Raw genomic sequence first — 17,234 nt, forward strand, 5'->3', positions numbered from 1 at the left:
CCTTGATCAGGGCTTTTTTATGCCTTGCTGCCAGAGCTGGAGCGTGTAGAAGGCGGCACAAAGGAGAAATGAGAAAGGGAAGAGGGGGATGACAGAATGAGGCCCGGGGCCGTCTCAGGCTGCCGGATCGCTTGTCAGCCATTCAGCGATACGCTCTGCCGTGACGGTTGCCGTCGCCAGCCCCAGATGATCCACGTCCTCGAGTATCGTGACGTGCGCGGCGGGATGTTGCGGCTGCAGGCATTCCTCGAGTCGGTCGGCGTGAAACGCCTCATCCTGATCACCGATCAATGCCAGCAAGGGCACGTGATGCCGTGACAGAGTCTCGAGATCTCGTTGGTAATGGCGAGGATTGAGGCCTGTCATCAAGCGCCAGGAGTAAGCGCTCGTGGTGTTGGCATCGCGATATTCAGCGGGAATGTTGAAGGTGAGTACCTCGAGATGATCCAGGCGATGGATGGACAGCTTGTTCAAGAGCATGCATGTCAGCATGCGTGCTATCCGCGGTTGTGCCCAGCGGGAATCGCGACGCATGTTGGGAGCGAGGTGATCCAGATAGGGAGCCAGCAGAATGAGGCCAGCCAGCGGGATGCCGGCAAGCCCGTGTTCCAGAGCGGATGCCGCGAACCGCAGTGCCAGGCCGCCTCCCGCAGAGTGCCCGGCGATCCACAAGCTGGCGTCAGCGGGGAGGTCCAGTGAGCGGATCAGATCTTCAAGATCCTCCTCGAGCTGCAGCGGGTGATCGATATCGCCGCGCCGGTCAGGCGTCGGGCCATGGCCACGCAAGTCAGGCGTATGGACGTGATACCCCTCAGTGGCCAGATGCGTTGCCAGTGAGGCGAGGTAGCGACTGTCAGCACTGGAACCATGCAGCAGGATGAGGTGTGTCGTGATCGCTGGAATGCGCGTCGGGTGGTAGTGACGACAGCCCAGGCTGCTGCCATCGCGACAGCGGTAGGGGACGAGTTCATTCGGTGCTGACCACGCTTCCTTGTCTGCCAGGAAAGTCGTGAAATCAAAGGCATGGCTGTTGGAATCGGGCATTCGCGTCACTCGCTCGGGATGTTGTGGCATGAAAAAAGCCCGCTATCTGATCAGGTCAGATAGCGGGCTTTTTCGTTCAAGGACCCGGCGCACTCGACAGGCTGATCAAGTCCGGTGCCTCAAGGCTTGGTATCTCAAGACTTGGTGTCTCAAGACTCAATGCGCCTGATTGAGGAAACCTTCGTCCAGCTTCAGCTCATCATTGCGATTGATGCCGATATCGCGTGACAGGATGTTGCTGGCGATCTGCTTGGCTTCTTCCAGAGAATGCATCTGTGCAGTACCGCACTGATAGACGTTGAGCTCCGGAATCTCTTCCTGGCGTGCGACGTTCAACACGTCCTGCATGGCGGCAGACCAGGCAGCGGCAACCCGGGCTTCGTCCGGCTCACCGATCAGGCTCATGTAGAAGCCGGTACGGCAACCCATCGGCGAGATGTCGATGATCTCGACGCCATCACCATTGAGGTGCTCGCGCATGAAGCCGGCGAACAGATGTTCCAGCGTGTGAATGCCCTTCTCGGAGAGAATCTCTTCATTCGGTACGCAGAAACGCAGATCAAAGACGGTGATGTTGTCGCCCTTGGGGGTTCCCATCTTCTTGGCCACGCGCACGGCAGGGGCTTTCATGATGGTGTGGTCGACTGTGAAGCTATCCAGCAGTGGCATACGAGGCCTCCAGCATGAGGGAGTGAGATGGGCAGGCCGTTGCCTGCCCGGATTCATGTCTGAAGGGTAGCATATCGCCGCTATTGAATAGAGGGGCAAGCACATGCCGGCGCAGGGAGTGCGCGCGGCATGTGTGTCTCACAGATAGCTCTCGGCAGCGGCTTCACAGCTCACGCAGCGGCGCTGGGACTTTCCCGGCTCACCATCCGACATGGCATGGTTGAGCTCGCCATCCAGCAGGCGGTTGGTGAAGTCGGCCAGGTTGGCGACCACCAGCACGTCCTTGAGGCCCTCGCCATCGGCCAGTGTCTTCTGGCCCTTGCCGGTCATCACCAGCGCGGCGCGACAGCCGGCCTTCTGGCCAGCGACCAGATCGCGCAGACTGTCGCCCAGCATCCAGGCGCCTTCGAAGTCCGGAATCTGCAGAGCGTCCTGAATCTGGTGCAGCAGGCCGGGTTCCGGCTTGCGGCAATCACAGCCATCATCCGGGCCATGCGGGCAGTAGGCGATGTGGGCGATATCGCCACCGGCTTCCTTCACCAGCTGCATCATCTTGGCGTGCATCTGGTCGAGTTCCCGGTGACCGAAGTGGCCGCGAGCGATGCCGGACTGATTGGTCGCGACGGCCACGGTATAGCCCGCTCGCGTCAGGCGAGCGATGGCCTGAATGGAGGTGGGGTATTCGATCCACTCCTCGGCATTCTTGACGAAGGCATCGGAGTCTTCATTGATGACACCATCACGGTCGAGCACGATCAGTTTTTGCATGGTCAACTCTTCACCTCAGGGCAGTCAGGGGCGTCAGCCGGGCTGCTTGTCAGGGGGTCGCCGCTTTGCCTGGGAAATTGTGAGCCAAGTCACAAGATGACGCTCGCACGGGGATTGGGCAAATGGCGCCGAGTGACCGAAGAGCGTGGGTGCGACAGGCTGTCACGCTTTTCGAACACTGTTTCTATACTGGATTCTAGTGCGACCTAGGTAGGGGATCAAGGCAGAATTTGTGACATCGCGGCCACATTGCGTGTAATCCTGTCACGCAATACGTCATTTCAAGGAGGCTGGATGCAAAAGAACCCCGCCGTGGCGGGGTTCTTTTGCAGAGACTGCCATTTACCGATGTCGGGGACACCGTGGGCCGGCAGCCCTTATTGGGTCAGCAGGCTGATGTCGGCCACACCCATGAACAGGCCTTGCAGACTGGCCAGCATCGCCAGGCGATTGGCGCGCACGGCGGCATCGTCGGCGTTGACCATGACCTGATCGAAGAAGGCATCGACCGGCTCGCGCAGGCTGGCCAGCGTATCGAGGGCTTCCTGGTAGCGTGCCGCCGCGAACAGCGGTGCCACTTCCGCGCCACGTGCCTTGAGGGCCTCTGCCAGTGCCTGCTCGGCCGGCTCACTCAACAGGCTCGTGTCCACCTCGGTGCGGCCATCGTGCTCGGCCTTGGCGAGGATGTTAGAGACGCGCTTGTTGGCGGCTGCCAGAGCGGCGGCTTCCGGGCGTTCGCCGAAGGCGTGCACGGCACGCAGACGACGCGCGAAGTCCAGCGGGTTGCTGATCTTCAGGGTACGCACGGCCAGGTACAGTTCGGCACCCATGCCCTCGTCATTGGCCCAGGCGCGGAAGCGATCGAGCATGTACTCGAGCACGTCCTCGACCAGTCCTTCAGCCTTGGGCAGGTCACGATGCTGCTCGGCGCTGACGGTCAGCAGCTCGCGCAGGTCGAGGTCCAGTTCGCCCTTGATCAGGATGTTGAGCACCCCGATGGTGGCACGACGCAGCGCGAACGGGTCCTTGGCGCCGGTCGGACGCTGACCGATACCGAAGATGCCGGTCAGGGTGTCGAGACGGTCCGCCAGGGCGATCGCCATGCCGGCCTTGGTCGTGGGGATCGCATCGCCGGCGAAGCGCGGCAGATACTGTTCTTCCAGTGCGAGAGCGACGGTGGCATCTTCGCCATCGTGACGGGCGTAGTAGTGGCCCATGATGCCCTGCAGTTCCGGGAACTCCAGCACCATCTCGGTGACCAGGTCGGTCTTGGCCAGCTGTGCGGCGCGAGCGGCGTGCTCGACATCGGCACCGATGCGCTCCGCGATGTGGCGGGCCACGGCTTCGCTGCGACGGGCCTTGTCGGCCATGCTGCCCAGCTTCTGTTGGAAGACGACGCTCTCGAGCTTCTCGCGACGCGATTCCAGCGTGCTGCGCAGGTCGGTCTCGTAGAAGAAGGCGGCATCGCCCAGACGCGGACGAATCACCTTCTCGTTACCGGAGATGACCTGTTGCGGGTCCTTGCTCTCGATATTGGAGATGGTGATGAAGGCCGGCTTGAGCTTGCCGTCGTTGTCCAGCAGGTGGAAGTACTTCTGGTTGGCCTTCATGGAGGAGATCAGACACTCCGCCGGCACTTCCAGGAAGCGCTCATCGAAGGTGCCCGTCAGTGCGACCGGCCATTCCACGAGACCGTTGACCTCGTTGAGGAGGGCTTCCTCGATGACGGCATTGGCGCCATAGACTTCCGCCTCGGCCTGGACCTGTTCGCGGATGCGCTCACGGCGTACTTCACGGTTGGCCAGCACGCGGGCATCTTCCAGCGCGTCGAGGTAGTCCTCGGCGTGCGCCAGCGTGATGGCCTGCGGGGCATGGAAGCGATGACCGAAGGTGGTGCGGCCTGCCTCGAGGCCCAGCACGCTGGCCTCGATCACTTCGCTGCCGTAGAGCGCGACCAGCCAATGCACTGGACGAGAGAATTCGATGCGTGAGGCACCCCAGCGCATGTTCTTCGGCACCGGCAGGCGGGCGACGACCTGTTCCAGCATGGCCGGCAGCAGGGCGGAAAGATGCTCGCCCGGCTGGGTATGACGATAGCCGAGCCAGGTGCCCTTGTCGGTTTCCAGCTCGATCAGATCACTGACCTCGACACCGCAGGAGCGAGCGAAGCCCTGCACGGCGCGGGTCGGCTCACCATCCTTGAAGGCCGCAGCCTTGGCCGGTCCACGCTTCTCGATCTCGCGGTCCGGTTGACGCTCGGCCAGCGACTCGATCATCACTGCCAGACGACGTGGTGTGGCGTAGGCGCGGACCTGACCGAAGGCGACTTCGGCCTCACGCAGGCCATCGGCCAGGCCATTGGCCAGGCCGTCGGCGAGTGCATCGATGGCACCCGGCGGCAGTTCTTCGCAGCCCAGTTCGATCAGCAGGGTATTCACGGAGGTCATGCTGACGCGTCTCCCTCGGTAGTGGTGTCATCGGCGGCGAGCAGCTCGTCACGCAGTGCCTGTGGTGCCAGCGGGAAGCCAGCGGCCTTGCGCGAGTCGTAATAGGCGTGGGCCACGTCGCGGGCGAGGGTGCGCACGCGCAGGATGTAACGCTGACGCTCGGTGACGGAGATGGCGTGACGCGCATCCAGCAGGTTGAAGGTGTGGGAGGCCTTCAGCACCTGCTCATAGGCCGGCAGCGGCAGGTTGGCCGCCAGCAGCTTCTGACATTCGCTCTCGCAGTGATCGAAGGCAGCGAACAGCTCCGGCACGGCAGCGTGCTCGAAGTTGTAGGCGGACTGCTCCTTCTCGTTCTGCAGGAAGACATCGCCGTAGGTGACCACGGAGCCGTCCGGTGCGGTGGTCCAGATCAGGTCGTAGACGCTGTCCACGTCCTGGAGGTACATCGCGATGCGCTCGAGACCGTAGGTCAGCTCGCCGGTGACCGGGAAGCACTCGATGCCGCCTGCCTGCTGGAAGTAGGTGAACTGGGTCACTTCCATGCCGTTGAGCCACATTTCCCAGCCAAGTCCCCAGGCGCCCAGCGTCGGGGATTCCCAGTTGTCCTCGACGAAGCGGATGTCGTGGACCAGCGGGTCAATGCCCAGACGCTCCAGCGAGCCCAGATAGAGCTCCTGCAGGTTGGCCGGTGACGGCTTCATCACCACCTGGAACTGGTAGTAGTGCTGCAGGCGATTGGGATTTTCGCCGTAGCGGCCGTCGGTGGGACGGCGGGAAGGCTGCACATACGCAGCGTTCCAGGTTTCAGGACCGATGGAGCGCAGGAAGGTCGCCGGGTGGAAAGTCCCCGCGCCAACCTCCATATCCAATGGCTGCAGGATGATGCAACCCTGTTCGGCCCAGTATTGCTGCAGGGCCAGAATCAGGCCCTGGAAGGTTTTCACGTCTGGCTGTGTCATTGGTGAAGCCCGTTGGCCCATGAATTCGAGAACTGCCAAGTATACAATCCCCGCTTATCGGGTTATAGGCCGCAGACGTAACCGAGTGCGTGCCATTTCCAAATTCTGATGCGTCGCGTCCCTGCACGCGCGTATTGCCTACAAGCCTCTGAGAGGCTCTGGGAGCTCAAATGATCGTCGTTACCGGAGGCGCCGGCTTCATCGGTGCCAATATCGTCAAGGCACTCAATGATCGCGGCCGTACCGATATCCTGGTGGTGGATGACCTGAGTGACGGCACCAAGTTCGTCAATCTGGCGGATCTGACCATTGCCGACTATCTCGACAAGGACGATTTCCTGATTCGCGTCCAGTCGAGCCTGATGGGGGAGTATGCCGAGCTGCCGAAGATCGAGGCGATCTTCCACGAGGGCGCCTGCTCCGATACCACCGAGTGGGACGGCCAGTTCATGCTCGAGAACAACTTCGAGTACTCCAAGGTGCTGCTCAACTTCTGTGAGGCGAATCAGATTCCCTTCCTCTACGCGAGCTCCGCGGCGACCTATGGCGACAGCCAGGTCTTCAAGGAAACACCGGAGTTCGAAGGGCCGCTCAACGTCTACGGCTACTCCAAGCTGCTGTTCGACCAGCATGTGCGCCAGCGTTGGGACAGCCTGACCACCCAGGTGGTCGGCTTCCGCTATTTCAATGTCTATGGCCCGCGTGAGCAGCACAAGGGCAAGATGGCCAGCGTCGCCTACCACCATCACACCCAGGTGAAGGCGGGCGAGAACCCGAAGCTGTTCGGCGCCTACGATGGCTATGAAGCCGGCATGCAGAGCCGTGACTTCGTCTACGTCGGTGATGTGGTCGACGTCAATCTGTGGTTCCTCGATCACCCGGAAGCCTCCGGCATCTTCAACCTGGGCACCGGCCGTGCCGAGCCGTTCAAGGCGATCGCCGAGACCGTCATCGAGTACTACGAGAAGGGCGAGATCGAGTACATCGACTTCCCGGAAAACCTCAAGGGCCGCTACCAGAGCTTCACGCGTGCCGACATCGGCAAGCTGCGCAAGGCCGGCTGCAACGTCGAGTTCAAGACCGTTGCCCAGGGCACTCGCGCCTATCTCGAATGGCTGAATCGCTGAGTCTGAGCACGTGTGGACTGAGCTCGTGTGGACTGAGGGTGAGCGCGTGTGGAATGAGCATGGGCGCCTGCATCGCAAGTGCGATGGGGCAGGGCAAGCGCATCCGCAAAGAGGGTTGGCCGTGAAGAGGAGCAAGGCATGAGTGAGCGCATTCTGGTGGTCGGGCCCAGCTGGGTCGGCGACATGGTGATGGCGCAGAGCCTGTTCATGACGTTGAAGCAGCGCTCGCCCGGCTGCCGGATCAGTGTGCTGGCGCCCGCCTGGTCGCAACCGATCATCGAGCGCATGCCCGAGGTCGAGGAAGCGCTGGCACTGCCGGCGGGGCATGGCGACTTCGCCCTCAAGGCGCGCTGGCGACTGGGGCGCTCGCTGCGCGGGCGTTTCGATCGCGCCATCGTGCTGCCGCGCTCCTGGAAGTCGGCGCTGGTGCCATTCTTCGCGCGTATTCCAGTGCGGGTCGGCTTCACCGGTGAGCAGCGCCACGGCCTGCTCACCGAGTGCCGCAAGCTCGACAAGTCGATTCTCGATCAGACCGTCAAGCGCTTCACCTCACTGGGCTTGCCGCTGGACGAGTCCAACCCGCCGCAGCGCATCCCCGAACCCTGTCTCGTCACCGACAGCGCCAATCAGCGGCGTCTGCGCGAGGCGCTGGGCCTGAGTGCGCCACCGGCCCCCATCATCGGCATGATGCCGGGCGCGGAATACGGGCCGGCCAAGCAGTGGCCACTGGCGCACTTTCGCGAGCTTGCCGAGTCACTGACGCAGGCCGGGGCGGAGGTGCGTATCTTTGGCGGTCCCAAGGATGTGGCGGCCGGTGAGGAGATTGCCCAGGGGCTGGCCGGCGTCCACAACCTGTGTGGCAAGACGCGACTGGCGGATGCGGTGGATCTGATCGCCGAGTGTCGGGAAGTGGTCAGCAATGATTCCGGCCTGATGCATGTGGCGGCCGCGGTAGGGGCCCGTATCCAGGGCATCTACGGCTCCTCGTCACCACATTACACGCCACCGCTGACGGCCAATCGCGAGATTCACTGGCTGGCGCTGGAGTGCTCACCGTGTTTCAAGCGCGTCTGTCCGTTGGGGCATACCAACTGCCTGAATCACATCGCGCCTGAGCGATTGCTGACGGCGATCGCGCTGGATGAGGATGAGCGGTGAGCTTGCCGAAGAATCGTACGACGGATGATCTGATCCATCCGCGGATGCGCGGGGCGATGACGCGTGCACAGCGTATCGAGGCGTGGCGTGCCTGGTGTGAGCAGCACCTGGTACTGCCGTTCAGCCGGGCATGGCTGGTGCGCTGGTGCCGGCATCGCTCGCGCCATCAGGGGCTTGAGCAGCGTGGCTTGCCGCGACATGCCGTGGAAGACGTGATGGGACCAGAGGCGCTGACACTGTGGATCAATCCGCGTGAACTGGTGCGCGACGTCAACTTCGGGCGTGACAAGCGCAAGCGGCCTTCCTCGAATGCTTTCATCTGGGAGGGTGACTGGGACCTGCGGCGTGGCGCCTTCCGCTTCGGCTCTCGCTCGCGCCTGATGCGTGACCTGATCGAGCATGGTGATGATCTGACGGTGACCGAGCGTTATCAGCAGCTCAAGGCCTTGCTGGAGGCGGGCAAGCCCTGGGCATCGCCGCGTGATGGCCTGCTGATGGACAGTGAGGAACAGATTCTCGGTTACCTGCGCTGTTATCGCGGTTATCTGCAGGACATGGCCGCCAATGGCTTCCGCCAGGGCATCACCAAGGATGAGATGGGCGTCGCGGTGACGCGTGATGGCCGTCTGCTCAAGATCAATCGTGGCCTGCATCGCCTGGCGATGGCGCAGCAGGTGGGAGTGCCCCGCGTGCCTGTCGTCATCAAGGCGGTACATCGTGAGTTCTGGGACAAGGTGACCGCCGGTACCGAAGGTGATGAGGCTCTGCGGCGTCTGCAGGCTGCGCTGCAAGAGTGTCGTCCCGAAAGCGAACCCGGCCCGCTGGACCCCAAGACCTATCCCGTGCTGGGAGTGGATGAGGGGTGGCCGGATCTGCGTGGACTCGAGGATACAAATTCCGGCAGTTGAGCCGATAACCTGTTGTTTATAAAAACGAAAAAGCCCTGTTTCATCGTGATGTTTCACATGAAACAGGGCTTTTTCGTTCTCTCTGTTCGAGCGACAGCAGGTACTTGGGCGACAGGTACCTGGGATAGATGCCTGAGGCGAGAAGCGGTCTAGCGTGCCAGCCGCTGATAAAGCCCCAGATAGGCCTCGCCCATGGCGCTGGGGGTGAAGCGAGTCAGATGCGCCCGCGCGCCCGCGACCAGCCGCTCCCGACGTGGTGCATCAGCGACGAGTGCCACGATGGCGGCAGCCAGCGCGGGTGCATTGCCGGTGGGCACCAGCACGCCGGTGGCATCGTCATGCACGATATCGGGGATGCCATCCACCTCGCTTGCGATGATCGGTACGCCGTGGTCCATCACGTCGAGCAGGATCGAGCCAAGTCCTTCATTGCGTGACGGGAAGGCGAACAGATCGAAGGCTTCCAGATAGTCGCCGACATTGGTGTGGAAGCCCTCCCAGACAAGATTGTCCAGATCGGCGCTCTCCGCCTTGAAGGCGGCCTCATCCTCTCCCGCGCCCAGGCAGACGAACAGCAGCTGCGGGTGACTGTCGCGCAGCTGACGGGCCGCCTCGATCAGCACTCGCTGGCCCTTGTGGCGGTCCACCAGCGCACCGACATGCCCGACGACGAAGCGACCCCCAGCGGGCGTATTGCCGAAGCGCTCCCGCAGTCTGTCCACGGCTGTCTCATCGCTGGGCAGGTGGGCGAGGGTGCTGGGAATCAGAGCCGTCTCCCCCCACTGGCGCTCACGCAGGTGTGACTCGATCACCGAGGAAATCGCCACCCGGCAGACGGCGGCGCGATAGGTCAGACGATTGAACCACTTGTCCTTCACCGGCTGAGGCACCCGGCGGGTCAGCAGATAAGGCGTGCCGGTGAGGCGCTGATGCAGCCACGCCCAGTGCACGGCCTTGGCTTCGTGAGCATGCACGATATCGGCGCGCGGCTGACCGAGATGGCCCTTGAAGCGCCCGTGGATCTCGATCACGTCCACCGTGACGGGCAACTCGAGCGTCGCCAGTTCGGTGATCAAGGGCGAGCCTTGCAGGCACACCAGCGACTGACGGATGGGCGTACCAGGCTCGCCGTTCTCTCCCGGGCTGGCGCGTCGCGCCAGGTCCGCGATCAGGTTGAGCGTCTGGCGCTCACCGCCGCGAAAGCCGCGGGCCAGATTGACGTGGCGCACGTGCAGCGGCCGAGACGAAGCTTGCGACGCCGCCTGCTCACAAGCAGAGGTCATGGTCACCATACCTTGTTGAAGTCTTCCGCCTCACGCACCTTGGCGTCGCGCTGGAATTCCAGCAGCTTGGCGTATTTCAGGTAGGCATTGACGCTGGCGGACAGCGCCACCGAGAAGCCATCGACGCCATCGCGGAAGCCGGCCTGGAAGACGAACTTGCGCATGAAGGCATTGCTGGCATGCAGGAAGGGCGTGAAGGCATTGGCGCGTTTTCCCTTCTGATACATGATCTTGGCGGCGCGATTCGAGAAGCGGCCACTGGCCTTGACGAACAGCTCACCCAGATTGGCGAAGCTGTAATGCTCAAGGTCCGCATCCAGCTCGCAGGGGTGGCTGGCCTGAACGGAGCTGTGCTGGCGCGAATCGCGGAAGGCGAGCTTCTCGCGGTCATACAGGCGCAGGCAGTAGTCGGGATACCAGCCGGCATGGCGCACCCAGCGTGAGCCGATGAAGTTGCGACGGCGTAGCGCGAAGCCATCGTGGGGCGTGCTGTCGAGTGCCAGTTCCCGGATGGCGCTGACGGCGCCGTCGGTCAGGCGTTCATCGGCGTCCAGTGACAGCACCCAGCGGTGGCTGGCATGGCTCGGTCCGACGTTCTTCTGCGGCCCGTCGCCCAGATAGGGCTGGTCGATCACCACGGCGCCCATGGCGCGCGCCAGCTCGCAGGTGGCATCCGTGGAGCCGGAATCGACCACGATCAGCTCATCGCAGACCTGGGCCAGCGAGCGCAGGCAATCCTCGATGTTGTGGGCTTCATTGAGAGTGATGACGCAGCCGGTGATGGGCACGGCGGTGCGCAGCTTGCCATCGGAAGGAGGGGCGGTCGGGGTGACGGCCGGGACCTCGTCGCTCGGATTCATGACGGTCTCTGTCTTGAGAGCGCCTGGCTCACGTGTGTGACAGGCGCCGATGGGACGCAGTGGCAGGCGGGAATCGGATGATGCGCCTGCCGACGATTCATGTCGCTATCGTACACTGCATGGGCACCGATGCCTGCAGGGCGATACGCTGAAGCGTCAGGCGTGATAGGCGCTGCGAATGGCGGCCAGGCACGCGGCATGGTGCCTCGGCGTGAAGCGCGCCAGCGAGCGCCCCAGGCGTGAGAGGTTGTTCTCGCGCCAGCGTGCGTCGGCGGGAGCCTCGTCATGCAGCTGGCAGCGATCGAGATCGATCACGTAGACGCGTCCGCCTTCATCGACCAGCAGGTTGCGTGCATTGAGATCGACATGCTCGAGCCCGGCGTCATGTACGGCGCGAATAGCGCGGCCTGTCGTCTCCAGCACTGCCAGCAGGGATCCGGGCAGCTCGGCCCCGGCAGGCAGGCGCTGTGCTTCGAGGGCGATCAGATCATCGGCGAAGGCGCGCGCGCCGGGAATCAGTACCGTGATCAGGGCGGCCTCGTAGCTCAGGCCATGCCGCCATACGCAGGCGCCGACAGGCTCTGGCACTGGCAGCCCCTGGCGATGCAGCGTTTCCGTCAGGCGTAGCTCGGCGAAGGCGCGGGTGCGCTCAAGGCCGGTGTAGAGGTAGCGCTGACTGGCGAGCTTCGCGATCAGGCCACCACGTCGATAGGGGCGCAGCGCCCAGCGTTGAGCCGGGGCGCCAGTGGCATGGACGGGGTGCAGCTCAGCGGGCAAACGACAGACATCGAGGAACAGACTCGCCCCGCGCCCCGGTGCTTCGCCGGTCACGGCGCCGTGTTCGCGCCAGAACGATGGCATGAACCAGTCCGGCGTCATTTGTGGCGCTGTTTCGCCATCATATAGAATGTGGGCATTCTCATTTCGGAAAACTGCCATCCGCATGAAGCATCCTCTCCCTGCCCAGCCCGCACATATCTGCGTGCTCCGGCTCTCCGCTCTCGGCGATGTCTGCAATCTTGTGCCAACGGTACGCGCCTTGCAGCGTCAGTGGCCTGAGGCCCGCATTACCTGGATCGTCGGCAAGGGGGAGCACAGTCTACTGTCCGGCCTGACCGGGGTCGAGTTCGTGGTCTACGACAAGTCCACCGGCCTTGCGGGCATGCGCGCCATCTGGCGTCAGCTCAAGGACACGCACTTCGATGTGCTGTTGCACATGCAGCAGGCGCTGCGGGCCAGCGCTCTGTCGTTGGGCCTCAAGGCCCGAGTGCGCATCGGTTACGACCGTGCGCGCGCCAAGGACTGGCAGTACCTCTTTACCTCCCATCAGCTGGCCCCGCGCGAGCGCGCTCACGTGCTGGAGTCGTTCATGGACTTCGCACGTGCCCTGGGTGTCGAGGACTGCCGGCTCGACTGGCGTCTCGATGTGCCGCCCGAGGCCTATGGTGAGGCGGCGCGCGTGACCGGTGAGGCGCCCTATCTCGTCATCAGTCCGTGTGCCAATCCGCGCCTGCGCAACTTCCGCAACTGGTCGGCCGAGGGCTATGCGGCGGTCGTCGATCATGCCTGGCAGCAATACGGCATCCGCAGCGTGATGACCGGCGGCGGCAGCCCGCAGGAACGCGAGATGGGCGCGCGCATCAAGGCGCTGGTCAGTGAAGGCGCGGTCATCGATGCCATCGGTGGTACCTCGCTCAAGGGCCTGCTGGCGCTGATCGATCGCGCCGTCGCGGTGATCGCGCCGGACTCCGGCCCCGTGCATATGGGCAATGCGCTCAATACACCGGTGATCGGCCTGTACGCCACCACCAACCCCGAGCGTGCGGCGCCCTATTGCTGGCAGCATCTGGTGGTCAATCGCTATCCGGATGCGGTGGAAACCTATCTGCACAAGCAGATGGACGAGATCCACTGGGGCCAGCGCGTACGCCATCAGGACGCCATGAGCCTGATCCGCGCCGAGGATGTCATCGCGCGCCTCGGTGAGCTGCTGGCGGACACCGATGGCGTCATTCGCGGCCAGAGTTGCGAACGTCTGCCGGTCGCGGCTGTCTCGTCTACTGACACCTCTTCTTCTGAATTTCCCTCTGCACGCGGAGACGCCTGATGAAGCTTGATCTGACTGCGCTTGAACAGGCTCGCCTGCTGGTCGTGGGTGATGTGATGCTCGACCGCTACTGGCACGGCGGCACCTCACGCATCTCGCCGGAAGCCCCGGTGCCGGTGGTGCGCGTCGGCGAGAGTGAAGACCGCCCGGGCGGTGCCGCCAACGTCGCGCTCAACATCGCGTCGCTCGGTGCGCATGCCACCCTCGCCGGTGTGGTCGGTCAGGATGACAACGCCGCCATCCTGACCCGCGCACTGGAAAACGCCAATGTCATCACGCGCTTCCAGGCCAGTGACAGCGTGCCGACCATCACCAAGCTGCGCGTGATGAGCCGCAATCAGCAGCTGCTGCGCCTCGATTTCGAGGAGCCGCTGCACGAGGTGGATACCAGCGCGCTGGTGCGCCAGGTCGAGGCCGAGCTGGGGGCCAGCGGCGTGATGATTCTCTCCGACTACGGCAAGGGCTCGCTGAATCAGGTCGAGGTGCTGATCGCCGCGGCGCGCGCGGCGGGCAAGCGCGTGCTGGTCGACCCCAAGGGCAGTGATTTCTCGCGCTATCGTGGCGCCAGCATCATCACGCCCAATCTGACCGAATTCGAGACCATCGTCGGGCCATGCCGCAGCGATGAGGAACTGGCCGAGAAGGGCGAGGCGCTGCGTGCCGAGCTCGAGCTGGAAGCCCTGCTGGTGACGCGTAGCGAGAAGGGCATGACCCTGATCCGCGAGGGCCATCAGCCGCTGCATCTGCCGACGCATGCGCGTGAGGTCTATGACGTCACCGGTGCCGGTGACACCGTGATCGGCGTGCTGGGTCTGGCGCTGGCGGCTGGCCATGCCTTCCCGGAAGCCGTGATGCTGGCCAATCTGGCCGCAGGCCTCGTCGTCGCCAAGCCGGGCACCGCGACCCTGTCGGTCGCCGAGCTCTACACCGCACTGCATGGTGACAAGCTGGCGGAATTCGGCGTGATCCAGGAATCCGCGCTCATCCCGGCAGTGAAGGCCGCTCAGGCACGCGGCGAGCGCGTGGTGATGACCAATGGCTGCTTCGACATCCTGCATGCCGGTCATGTGGCCTACCTGCAGGAGGCGGCACGTCAGGGCGACCGTCTGATCGTGGCGGTCAACGACGATGCCTCGGTGGCACGCCTCAAGGGGCCGACGCGTCCGATCAACCCGGTACTGCGTCGCATGCAGGTGCTGGCGGGCCTCGGCGCGGTCGCCTGGGTCGTGCCCTTCAGCGAAGACACCCCGGCACGCCTGATCGAGGCCGTGCTGCCGGATGTGCTGGTCAAGGGCGGTGACTATCGTCCCGAAGAGATCGCCGGGGGCGAGGCGGTGATCGCCAACGGTGGCGAGGTGCGTGTGCTCGGTTTCGAGGATGGCGTCTCCACCACGGCGATGATCGCCACCATTCTCGATCGCGAGGACTAGGCGTGAGCCTTGCCCGTGGCCTCTACAGCACCGCACTGACCCTGCTGTCTCCCCTCATCTGGCAGCGGGTCTGGCGCGAACACGATGATCGGCACTCGCGCCTGGAGCGGCTGGGCATCCTCCCTGCCACGCCTGCCGCCATGCCGGACCGCGAGCGCCCCATCTGGCTGCATGCGGCCTCGCTGGGCGAGATGGTCATGATGGCCAGCGCCATCGAGGCGCTGCGGCGCCGCTATCCCCTTCGCCCGCTGATCGTGACTACCATGACCGCGACGGGGGCTGCCCAGGCGGCTCGCCTGTTGCACACGCCTGAGGGAACGCCCGAGCTTGCCCCTGCGCGGCATCATTATCTGCCACTGGACTTTCCCTGCAGCGCACGTCGCTTCGTGTCTCGCCTGCGGCCGGCCCTGGTCGTGCTGGTGGAAACCGAGCTGTGGCCGAATCTGATCGCAAGCTGTGCGCGCCAGGGGATACCCGTGAGCGTGGTCAATGCGCGGCTGTCACCGCGCGCCTTCACGCGCTACCGCAAGGTCGGGGCCTTGATGCGCGAGACGTTGTCGCAGGTGAGCGCGCTGACGGCCAAGGCGCCGGAAGATCTCGAGCGTTTCATCGCGCTTGGGCTTCCTGCGGCGCGGGGGAAGACGGTCGGTTCACTCAAGTTCGAGCTCGAGATATCGCCACAGGCCGTCGCGGCAGGCAAGGGACTGCGCGAGCAGTTCCAGGGGCGGCGGGTCTGGATCGCCGCCTCGACACACGAGGGGGAAGATGCCCTGATGCTGGACGCCCACGCAGCCGTGCGTGCTCGGCATCCTGATGCCTTGCTGCTGCTGGTGCCGCGCCATCCGCAACGCTTCGAGACTGTCGCCGCACAGAGTGCGAGCTGGTGTGAGTCACGCGGGGAAACCTGCCTGCGTCGCAGCCACATGCATGCGGAAAGCCGCCTCGAGAAGAGCCGTCTGTCGGTGCTGGTCGGCGATAGCCTGGGCGAGCTGCTCGCCCTGTATGCGGCGAGCGATGTCGCCTTCATCGGCGGCAGCCTAGTGCCCATCGGCGGGCATAATCTGCTCGAACCGGCCGCGCTTGGGCTGCCACTGTTGAGTGGCCCATCGCTTGAGAACTTCAGTGAGATCGCCGAGGTGATGACGGCGGAAGGAGCTCTGCAGGTCGTCGATGATGCCGAGGCGCTGGCCGAGGCCGTCAACACCCTGCTGGAAGATGAATCGCAGCGCCAACGGGCAGGGCAGGCGGCGCGTGAACGGGTAGCCCGCAATCGCGGGGCGCTGGCAGGGACACTGCAGCAGCTGGAAGACCTGTTGCCGAGCTGAGCCGACGAGAGACGGAGGTGATCTCGCCATGCCGGTTTCGGTCGTGGGGGATGCACGCCACTGGGGCATCAATGGGAAGATCATGCGCAGAAACGCCGCACCATCGTGCGGCGTTTCTGCGTATGGACCTCGCGTGGGGCGAGGTCAGTGCTCACTCACCGAAGCGCAGGCCCTGTCTCAGCACTCGATGAGCTGCGCCGTCACGCCCATGTCGGCATCCAGACCCTCCAGGCAATCGCGCGCTGCAGCGCTGGCATTGCTGATCACCACATCGAAGCTTTCCAGTGGCGCGATGAAGGCTGGGCGTACCATCTCGAACTTGCGGGCATCGATGATCAGAAAGCGCTGCATGGCGCTTTCCAGCGCGGCCTGCTTGGCCGCCACCTCATGAAAGTGGAAGCAGCTGACGCCGCGCTCGGCGTGCACGCCACCGGCCGAGAGAAATGCCTTGTTGATGCCCAGACGGCGAATGGCTTCCGGCATGTCGGTGGCGGTAAAGGACTGGGTGGCCGGATGAAACAGTCCGCCCAGCATGACCAGTCGCACGCCGGGCAGGTGGCCGACGGCATTGGCGACATTCAGGGCGCAGGTCACCAGGGTCAGTGTCATCTGACGGTCCAGTGCCGCGGCCAGGTGGACCAGGGTCGTCCCGCAATCCACGTACAGGGTATCGCCGTCCTCGATGTGACTGGCCAGTCGCTGGCACAACGCTTGCTTGATAGGAGCGCTGGCATCGATCTCGCGGTCGAGACGATAGACGCTGCTGGCGGAAGATTCCGCCAGCAGCAGGCGTCCCCCCAGTATCTCCAACAGCCCGTTGCTGTGAGTGACATCACGACGAATCGTCATCTCGGACACGCCGCAGAGCTGCGCGGCGTCGCTGAGCTGCAGTGGGCTGCCCTCGCGCAGGATGGCCTGCAAGCGGTCAAGGCGTGCAGCGCTTTGGTTGTTCATGCGGCAGGGTCCTTTTTTGCCGATGGCGGTGAGAAAGCGTTGGAGAAGCCAACATGCCCTCGGGTCATGGTGTGATGATAACTCACTGACTGGCAGGGATTACTTTTCTCGCGTGAGAGATCCGCGCGGGCGTTGCAGGAAAGCAAGGCCCGAATCGCTCAAGCGTTTGCATTGACTCCTTGGTCAGTTTGTGAC

15 protein-coding genes are annotated in these 17,234 nt (G+C 63.8%); 6 read left to right on the forward strand and 9 right to left on the reverse strand.

The genetic code is table 11. From position 1 onward, the window contains the following. Window positions 1-114: 114 nt before the first annotated feature. From QD172_RS10730 to glyQ, 5 genes are all read right to left on the reverse strand, one after another. On the reverse strand, window positions 115-1,044 hold the full coding sequence (locus QD172_RS10730; RefSeq protein WP_279855744.1) for an alpha/beta fold hydrolase: 930 nt from the start codon (window positions 1,042-1,044) through the stop codon (window positions 115-117). Between the two features lie 156 nt (window positions 1,045-1,200). Then, window positions 1,201-1,713: an S-ribosylhomocysteine lyase gene (luxS, locus tag QD172_RS10735; RefSeq protein WP_077379728.1), complete on the reverse strand. Its 513-nt coding sequence runs from the start codon at window positions 1,711-1,713 to the stop codon at window positions 1,201-1,203. A gap of 138 nt (window positions 1,714-1,851) precedes the next feature. Continuing rightward, window positions 1,852-2,481, reverse strand: a complete 630-nt coding sequence (gene gmhB / locus QD172_RS10740; RefSeq protein ID WP_077379725.1) for a D-glycero-beta-D-manno-heptose 1,7-bisphosphate 7-phosphatase — start codon at window positions 2,479-2,481, stop codon at window positions 1,852-1,854. A gap of 377 nt (window positions 2,482-2,858) precedes the next feature. After that, complete coding sequence (gene glyS, locus QD172_RS10745; RefSeq protein ID WP_279855746.1) at window positions 2,859-4,928, reverse strand: glycine--tRNA ligase subunit beta; 2,070 nt, start codon at window positions 4,926-4,928, stop codon at window positions 2,859-2,861. Further along, on the reverse strand, window positions 4,925-5,887 hold the full coding sequence (gene glyQ / locus QD172_RS10750; RefSeq protein ID WP_103751491.1) for a glycine--tRNA ligase subunit alpha: 963 nt from the start codon (window positions 5,885-5,887) through the stop codon (window positions 4,925-4,927). Before glyQ ends, glyS begins: the two co-directional genes overlap by 4 nt. A 170-nt stretch (window positions 5,888-6,057) precedes the next feature. Between glyQ and rfaD the strand changes: the two genes are divergently transcribed. From rfaD to QD172_RS10765, 3 genes are all read left to right on the forward strand, one after another. Further along, the gene (rfaD, locus tag QD172_RS10755; protein WP_077379721.1) at window positions 6,058-7,014 is read left to right on the forward strand and encodes an ADP-glyceromanno-heptose 6-epimerase; all 957 of its coding nucleotides are present in this window, start codon (window positions 6,058-6,060) and stop codon (window positions 7,012-7,014) included. Between the two features lie 138 nt (window positions 7,015-7,152). Beyond that, window positions 7,153-8,172 (forward strand): lipopolysaccharide heptosyltransferase II, encoded by a 1,020-nt coding sequence (gene waaF, locus QD172_RS10760; RefSeq protein ID WP_271302748.1) that lies wholly within the window; start codon window positions 7,153-7,155, stop codon window positions 8,170-8,172. 2 nt (window positions 8,173-8,174) lie between these two features. After that, entirely contained in the window at window positions 8,175-9,080 is a 906-nt protein-coding gene (locus QD172_RS10765) for a hypothetical protein (protein WP_279855748.1), read from the forward strand. Window positions 9,081-9,229: 149 nt separating this feature from the next. On the opposite strand, the gene QD172_RS10770 is transcribed toward QD172_RS10765, so the two are convergent. The 3 genes from QD172_RS10770 to QD172_RS10780 all read right to left on the reverse strand — a co-directional run bounded on the left by QD172_RS10770 (window position 9,230) and on the right by QD172_RS10780 (window position 12,168). Continuing rightward, window positions 9,230-10,363, reverse strand: a complete 1,134-nt coding sequence (locus QD172_RS10770) for a glycosyltransferase family 4 protein (RefSeq protein WP_279855749.1) — start codon at window positions 10,361-10,363, stop codon at window positions 9,230-9,232. A 2-nt stretch (window positions 10,364-10,365) separates the two neighbouring features. After that, a complete protein-coding gene (locus QD172_RS10775; RefSeq protein ID WP_077379712.1) occupies window positions 10,366-11,223 on the reverse strand; it encodes a glycosyltransferase family 2 protein in 858 nt (285 codons plus the stop codon). A gap of 156 nt (window positions 11,224-11,379) precedes the next feature. Then, a complete protein-coding gene (locus QD172_RS10780; RefSeq protein WP_279855750.1) occupies window positions 11,380-12,168 on the reverse strand; it encodes a 3-deoxy-D-manno-octulosonic acid kinase in 789 nt (262 codons plus the stop codon). Between QD172_RS10780 and QD172_RS10785 the strand changes: the two genes are divergently transcribed. The 3 genes from QD172_RS10785 to waaA are packed head-to-tail and all read left to right on the forward strand — an operon-like array spanning window position 12,167 to window position 16,085. Continuing rightward, window positions 12,167-13,330, forward strand: a complete 1,164-nt coding sequence (locus QD172_RS10785) for a glycosyltransferase family 9 protein (RefSeq protein WP_279855752.1) — start codon at window positions 12,167-12,169, stop codon at window positions 13,328-13,330. The two genes, QD172_RS10780 and QD172_RS10785, sit on opposite strands and share 2 nt — an antisense overlap. Then, the gene (gene hldE / locus QD172_RS10790; RefSeq protein WP_191236429.1) at window positions 13,330-14,760 is read left to right on the forward strand and encodes a bifunctional D-glycero-beta-D-manno-heptose-7-phosphate kinase/D-glycero-beta-D-manno-heptose 1-phosphate adenylyltransferase HldE; all 1,431 of its coding nucleotides are present in this window, start codon (window positions 13,330-13,332) and stop codon (window positions 14,758-14,760) included. The genes QD172_RS10785 and hldE overlap by 1 nt, the downstream gene beginning before the upstream one ends. A 2-nt stretch (window positions 14,761-14,762) precedes the next feature. Next, entirely contained in the window at window positions 14,763-16,085 is a 1,323-nt protein-coding gene (gene waaA / locus QD172_RS10795; RefSeq protein WP_279855753.1) for a lipid IV(A) 3-deoxy-D-manno-octulosonic acid transferase, read from the forward strand. 177 nt (window positions 16,086-16,262) lie between these two features. Here the strand turns inward: waaA and QD172_RS10800 are convergent, their stop codons facing one another. Then, window positions 16,263-17,039 carry a DeoR/GlpR family DNA-binding transcription regulator gene (locus QD172_RS10800; protein WP_077379702.1) on the reverse strand — a complete coding sequence of 259 codons (777 nt, stop codon included), beginning with the start codon at window positions 17,037-17,039 and terminating at the stop codon, window positions 16,263-16,265. Between the last annotated feature and the right edge of the window lie 195 nt (window positions 17,040-17,234).

The sequence above is a fragment of the Cobetia sp. 10Alg 146 genome, from assembly GCF_029846385.1.
Lineage (GTDB): Bacteria > Pseudomonadota > Gammaproteobacteria > Pseudomonadales > Halomonadaceae > Cobetia > Cobetia marina.